7 protein-coding genes are annotated in these 7,053 nt (G+C 31.6%); 5 read left to right on the plus strand and 2 right to left on the minus strand.

Annotated features, from left to right (window positions below):
- Positions 1-45 precede the first annotated feature (45 nt).
- Both ACIQ16_RS04440 and ACIQ16_RS04445 read right to left on the minus strand, forming a co-directional pair.
- A complete protein-coding gene (locus ACIQ16_RS04440) occupies positions 46-2,481 on the minus strand; it encodes a YfhO family protein (protein WP_396149031.1) in 2,436 nt (811 codons plus the stop codon).
- 59 nt (positions 2,482-2,540) lie between these two features.
- Complete coding sequence (locus ACIQ16_RS04445) at positions 2,541-2,798, minus strand: DUF4834 domain-containing protein (RefSeq protein WP_353148097.1); 258 nt, start codon at positions 2,796-2,798, stop codon at positions 2,541-2,543.
- Between the two features lie 94 nt (positions 2,799-2,892).
- Here ACIQ16_RS04445 and ACIQ16_RS04450 point away from each other — a divergent pair, with 94 nt between their 5' ends.
- From ACIQ16_RS04450 to ACIQ16_RS04470, 5 genes are read left to right on the plus strand one after another with little or no spacing between them, the layout of a single operon-like run.
- A complete protein-coding gene (locus tag ACIQ16_RS04450; protein ID WP_396149033.1) occupies positions 2,893-3,852 on the plus strand; it encodes a transporter in 960 nt (319 codons plus the stop codon).
- Positions 3,852-4,970, plus strand: a complete 1,119-nt coding sequence (locus ACIQ16_RS04455; protein WP_396149035.1) for a GTP cyclohydrolase — start codon at positions 3,852-3,854, stop codon at positions 4,968-4,970. The genes ACIQ16_RS04450 and ACIQ16_RS04455 overlap by 1 nt, the downstream gene beginning before the upstream one ends.
- A 26-nt stretch (positions 4,971-4,996) precedes the next feature.
- Entirely contained in the window at positions 4,997-5,314 is a 318-nt protein-coding gene (locus ACIQ16_RS04460; RefSeq protein ID WP_396149037.1) for a YbaB/EbfC family nucleoid-associated protein, read from the plus strand.
- Positions 5,315-5,329: 15 nt separating this feature from the next.
- Positions 5,330-6,256, plus strand: a complete 927-nt coding sequence (miaA, locus tag ACIQ16_RS04465; protein ID WP_396149039.1) for a tRNA (adenosine(37)-N6)-dimethylallyltransferase MiaA — start codon at positions 5,330-5,332, stop codon at positions 6,254-6,256.
- Between the two features lie 40 nt (positions 6,257-6,296).
- On the plus strand, positions 6,297-7,019 hold the full coding sequence (locus ACIQ16_RS04470; protein ID WP_396149041.1) for an acyl-[acyl-carrier-protein] thioesterase: 723 nt from the start codon (positions 6,297-6,299) through the stop codon (positions 7,017-7,019).
- Positions 7,020-7,053 lie beyond the last annotated feature (34 nt).

Genomic DNA, 7,053 nt, shown 5'->3' on the forward strand with positions numbered 1-7,053 from the left:
TATAAACCTGACAGGTTTTTGAAACCTGTCAGGTTTAATATAAATTTATTTTATCTTAACTAATTGTTTATTTTGTTTTCTCCAATAAAAAATCCCTAATCCTATAGCGATAAGCATTAAAAGAGTGGATATCAAAGCAATTGTACTTCCTGTTTTTACAACATCTGGTTCAAATTTAAACTCGATTTTATGTTTTCCTGCTGGAATTTGTAAGCCACGTAATACGTAATTTACGTTATAAATTTTAGCATCCTTGCCGTCTATAGTAGCCTTCCAACCTTTTTCGTAATACATTTCAGAAAATACACCAAAACCATTTTTAGAGTTATTAGAAACGTATTTTAAATGATTGGGTTTGTATGACATCAGCTCAATTGTTGAAGTGGAATCTTTACCCGTTTCAAAATTAAAAACACCTTTAGTTAAAGCTGGTTTCATAAAAGTAGCTTCGTCATTTGTTTTCAACTTATCCAAAGCTTTCATTTCTTCATCTGCGGAATTTACCACTTTCACTTTTGACACAAACCAAGCACTTCCATTCGCATTCGGATTTTCTAACGATTGTTGATTGCCTTCTTCATTGGTTTTTAAAATATATTTTACATTTAACATATTCAAGACTTCAAAATTGTTTTTTGCAATTTGATAATCGAATAGTTCTTGCATTTTCTTTGGTTTGGCCGCGTGATATCCTCCAATAGATTGATGATAAAAAGACGTTCTTGCACTGTTCATATTTCCATCCACATCAAAAACTCTAAAATGAGTGGTGTCTTCTAATATAATTGCATCCGCTTCAGTAGGTTCGCCAAATGGTCGTTCTATTTGACTTTTCGAAACAAAATCGTCTGCTTTTACATAGTTTTTGGCAACTACAAATAAATCTAACACCATTACGAATCCAATCAATATAACTGTAGTTAAGTGTGAAAACGTTTTTTTCGTATAGAAAAATAATATTCCAAATGCTACTACTAAAAATCCTAATGAACGATAAATGGTAGACATATACATATTCGCTCTGTCTTCTTTTAAGACTTTCATAAATTCAGGACCGTATTGTTGGGCATACATTTTATCGTTTTCACAAGTAAAATCAAACATACTGCTTCCTAAAAACAATACGATTAAAATACCACCAACAATCCCTACTGAATATAATAAAGGTTTTTTTCGCTCAGCTTCATCAGCATTTAAAAATGCCGACAATCCTAAAATAGCTAAAACAGGCATACATAATTCTAATATTACTTGAATGGAAGAAACCGCTCTAAATTTATTATACATAGGCATGTAATTAATAAAGAAGTCTGTAACTATAGAAAGATTTTTACCATATGAAAGCAATAAGGATAGCACAATTGCGCCGGCTAAAGCATATTTAATTTTTCGTTTTTCTAAAAACAGTGCCAAAATAGCTAAGAAAAATACGACAATTCCTATATATGCTGGTGCAGCAACAATTGGTTGATCGCCCCAATACGTTGGCATATGTTTTACCAAATCTCTAGCTTCCGTTTCAGGAACATTTTGTCCTACAATAAATTGATACATAGAAGAGGTATCGCCCAAATCTTCTGCGTTTGATCCCCCAAATAACTTAGGTGCAATTAAGTTTAAACTTTCGGCCACACCGTAACTATATTGCGTAATATAGTCGTAACTCATGGCATTCGTATCGGTTTTCTTTTTGCCGTTTTCATCAAACGTTAAATTGCTATTACTTCTGGTTGAATACTTAGCATATTCAGCGGTAGCTAATAAATTTGTTGCGTTCGCACCAATGGCCAAAATTGCACCTAAACCTAAAATTGCGAATGATTTATATAAATGATTGAAATCTTTTTCTTTAACAAATTCGTAAATATAAAATCCAATTACAAAAGCAAATAAGAACAAGAAGTAATACGTCATTTGGAAGTGATTCGCCTGAATTTCTAATCCAGCAGCAAGCATCGTTACAATCCCACCAATCAAATATCGTCTACTAAAAACAAAGATAATTCCAGCTAAAACCATAGGAATATAAGCAATCGCATGCGCTTTTGCATTATGCCCTACTCCTAAAATAATAATCAAATACGTAGAAAAACCAAAAGCTAAAGCACCAAAAAAGGCTTGTAACGGTTTGATTTTTAAACTCATTAATAACAAATAAAAACCTAAGAAATATAGAAATAAATAATCGGCAGGGCGAGGTAAAAATCGTAATTCACTGTCTAAACTTTTAATATAATTATGAGGATATTTTGCACCTAATTGATACGTTGGCATACCACCAAACGCACTATTTGTCCAATACGGCTCTTCATGAAATTCATTTCTAAAGTCGTTTTGTTCTTTTGCCATTCCGGTATATTGTGCAATATCCGATTGCATTATTTGTTTACCAGCCAACACCGGATAAAAATAAATAATAGCAATTACTATAAAACCAAAAATGGCATATATATGGGGTGCAAATTTTTCTAATTTCTTCATCTTACTTCTTAAAATAATATCCTACAAAAATAAAAAAATCTCCGCGTTAACGGAGAAAATTATTCAACTTCTTCATAATCGATATAATCACCAACTACTTTTTTTTCTTTTTTCGGAACTTCTTGTTTGTTTTCCGATGTGGATTGATAGTTTTGTTGCTGTTGTTCAAACTGCTTTTTAATATGTTCTTCTGCTTTTTTCGCCACTTTTTGCATCAAATATGGTGCTAGCAATCGCATTGCAAACTTAAATAAATAATAAAACAAAATGATATAGAATATGGTTCTAATAAATCCCGGCACACTTGCTGTATCCATAATTGTATTTTTTTTGTCAAAAATAAGGAATATATCAAATCTAATACTTAAAATTATGATAAAATATTTACATTTGGGTTTTAAATATATCTTTATGAAATTTCCTACAAAAGTTGTTTGTATAGCAACCATATTGCTAACGTCAATTGCGAATGCACAATATACGGACGAAGTAAACTCTAACCGTCCTGGAAAATCTATGATGGCGTTTTCTGTTGGTAAAAGTGTCATTCAAACAGAAACAGGTGTAAATTACATTACTGAAAACCACGATAAATTAAACTATAGCGCTAAAGGATATTTTGCCGATTTAGCGTTACGTTGGGGATTATTTAAAGAAGAATTAGAACTTATAGCTGAACTTCAATATCAAAAAGATTCGTATGTTCAATACGATGTTACTTCAAGCAGAAGTGCCTTACGACAAACTACTTTTGGTGCAAAATATTTAATTTATGACCCTTTTAAAAATGGTCCTGAAAAACCAAGCATATACAGTTGGAAAGCCAATCATCGTTTCAAATGGAAACAATTTATTCCTGCGTTCTCTGCTTATGCAGGTGCCAATTTGAACTTTTCTGAAAATAATTTGTTTGCAAATACTTCCGTGTTGGAAGCAAAATTTAGTCCGAAAGTTATGGCGATTGCTCAAAATCATTTTGGGGACAGAACGGTTTTAGTAACCAACTTAATTTACAACAAGATAGGAACTGATTTTGCCAGTATCGATTATATTTTAACCGTAACGCACGGAATCAATCAAAATTTATCGGTATTTCTTGAAAATCAAGGATACAATGGCAAATATTATAGTGATGGCATTTTCAGATTAGGTGCGGCATTTTTACATAAAAAAGATATGCAATTTGATGCTTCCATTGGTACCAGTATAAAAAATACTCCGGGGATATTTTATGGAGGATTAGGGTTTACATGGCGTTTTACTAAAAATTACAAAGAAGTAAAAATGGACAAACCTGGCACAAGAAGTAAAATGGATAAGAAAATGGATAAAAAGGCAGCCAAAAACAAAAGAAAAGACGGTGTAGACTAATGATAGAAGTAAAAGAAATTTTCTCGAAAAAAGAATTGAAGGAATTTATAAAATTTCCTTTTGAGTTGTACAAAGACAACAAATATTGGGTGCCACCAATAATTCAAGAAGAATTAGATAGCTTTGATAAAACCAAAAATCCCGTTTTTAAAACCGCCGATACTCATTTTTATTTGGCTTACAAAAATAATAAAATTGTAGGTCGTGTGGTGGCGATTATTAATTGGGATGAAGTGAACATTTTAGGCAAAAAGAAAGTTCGTTTTGGTTGGTTTGATGTTATTGATGATATTGAAGTTACGAAAGCACTTTTAGATAAAGTAATTGCTTTTGGAAAGGAACATCATTTAGATAATATTGAAGGTCCTATGGGGTTTTCAAATTTGGATAAAGTGGGCTGCTTAATTGATGGTTTTGAAGAAAGAGGTTTAATGATTACGTGGTATAATTTTCCTTATTATGCGACCCATTTTGAGCAATTGGGCTTTGTGAAAGAAAAAGTATATTTAGAAAGTAAGTTTCCTTTTTCAAACATTGATGCTACAAATTTTCAACGCGTGGCGGATATGATTGAAAAAAGATACGATTTAACCCATTTGAATTTTACAAAAACCAAAGACATAATGCCGTATGTAGACAAAATGTTTACATTATTCAACGGAAGTTATGCCTCTTTGCAATCGTTTGTGCCTATTAACGATATTCAAATTGAATATTTTAAAAAGAAATACATTTCGTTTATCAATCCTGAATTTATAAAATTTGTGATGGACAAAGAAGGTAAAATGGTGGCTTTTAGTATTGTAATGCCCGATTTTGCTGAAGCGTTACAAAAAGCAAAAGGCAAACTATTTCCAACAGGATTCTTACATTTATTAAAAGCAAAAAACAAATGTAAAACTGCTGTGTTTTATTTAATTGGTGTATTACCCGAATACCAAAGTAAAGGCGTAACTGCAATTTTATTTAATGAAAACCACATCAGCTTTAAAAAAATAGGAGTAGTAAATTGCATGCGAACACCTGAATTAGAAGATAATCACGCGATACACAATTTATGGAAAAATTTCGATCCAGAATATCATAAAAAACGTTGTACGTTTATAAAAGAATTGTAAAAAAATAAAATCAAAACACATACAAAATGGACTTAATGGGAATGATGGGTAAATTAAAAGAAACCCAACAAAAAATGGAAGAAACTAAAAACAGATTAAATAGCGTTTTAGTAGACGAACAAAGTAACGACGGTTTATTACAAGTAACCTTAACAGCAAATAGAGAAATTAAAAACTTCAAAATTGCGGATGAATTGTTGCAAGACAAAGAAATGTTGGAAGATTATTTAGTTACTGTTTTGAATAAAGCCATTGCAAAAGCAACAAACGTGAACGAAGCCGAAATGGCAGCAGTAGCCCAGTCAGGGATGCCAAGTATTCCTGGAATGGATATGTTTAGATAAAATATTTTTTAAAAATTGAACTATCTCATTACTATAATCGGACCCACAGCTATAGGAAAGACTTCCTTGAGTATTGCTTTGGCACAACATTTTGGTTGCGAAATCATTTCGTGCGATAGTCGGCAATTTTTTAAAGAAATGAAAATTGGTACAGCAGTGCCTTCGGAAGATGAATTAGCTGCAGCACCTCATCATTTTATTCAAAATAAATCGATTTTAGAACACTATTCCGTTGGTGATTTTGAAAAAGAAGCGCTTGAAAAATTAGATGAACTTTTCGCTAAAAACAACATCCAAATTATGGTGGGCGGTTCTGGTTTGTATGTAGATGCCGTTTTAAAAGGTTTTGATGAATTTCCAGATATTGAGGATGGTGTTCGTACAGAAATAAATTCTAAATTTGATGCATTAGGCATTGAATTTTTACAGCATAAATTACAAGAATTAGATCCCTATTATTATAAAAAACTGGAAAAAGAAAATCCGCAAACCTTACAGAATCCCCAACGTATGAAGCGTTTTGTAGAGGTTTGTATTGGAAGTGGTCTACCCTATTCCGGTTTTATTGGAAAAAGAAACAGCATACGTAACTTCACTCCTATTATCATTGGTTTAGAATCGGATAGAGAAATTATGTACGACCGAATTAACCAACGTGTAGACCTAATGTTTGAAGCAGGTTTGGTGGAAGAAGTTAAGCAATTACTTCCTCATAAGGATCGAAATGCCTTACAAACAGTAGGTTATAGAGAGTTATTTGATTATTTTGAAGGAAAATACACACTTGAATTCGCCAAAGAACAAATCAAGCAAAATACCCGCCGATTTGCAAAACGACAAATGACTTGGTTCAAGCGCACGGAAAATGCTGTTTGGTTTGATTTTGAAACAGATAGAAATAAAATTATTGAAATTATAAATTCAAAAATCCAAAATAGGTAAATCCCAATTCGTAAATCGTTAATCTCAAATCGTAAATCAAATGTCAATTTCTACAGAATTTACCTCTATATACAAACAAAATTTTGAAATTGGTTTTCAACATTGCTACCCTAACGGCTTTTTAAAACATACCGAAATTTGTAATTTATTTCAAATAGTTGCAGGCATTCACGCCGACTTAGGTGGTATTAGTTATTTAGATATGCAACAACATCAACAAGCTTGGGTGTTGAGTAGAATGCGAATTGAAATATCAAAATTACCAAAATGGAAAGATGTTATTACCATAAAAACTTGGATAAAAACCTTAGAAAATTCGCGTTCCATTCGTTGTTTAGAAATGTATTTGAATGAAGAAAAACTAATAGGTTGCGAAACTTTTTGGGTGGTAATAAATACTACTACCAGACGACCAGATAATTTAGCGTTACCCCATACGCATTTTGAAAAATATGATACCGATAGTATTGCAAAACCCATTCAGAAAATAACTATTCCTGAATTATTTTCATATAAAAACGAAAGAAAAATTATTTTATCGGATATTGATATTGTAAATCACGCCAACAATGTCAAATATTTAGAATGGTGTTTAGATGTTGCAAACGTAGAAATGGTATTAAATAATACAATTAAAGCATTAAACTTAAATTACTTACAAGAATTAAATTATGATGATGCGATTGAAATTCATAACAATGAAAATTCATTCTTAATTACTAAAGAGGAAAAAAGCTGTTTTGCTTTGGAGATTGAGAAGTAAAATAAACACATAGGAACATAGTAGTTTTTAAGTG

Source organism: Flavobacterium sp. (genome assembly GCF_044360715.1).
Lineage (GTDB): Bacteria > Bacteroidota > Bacteroidia > Flavobacteriales > Flavobacteriaceae > Flavobacterium.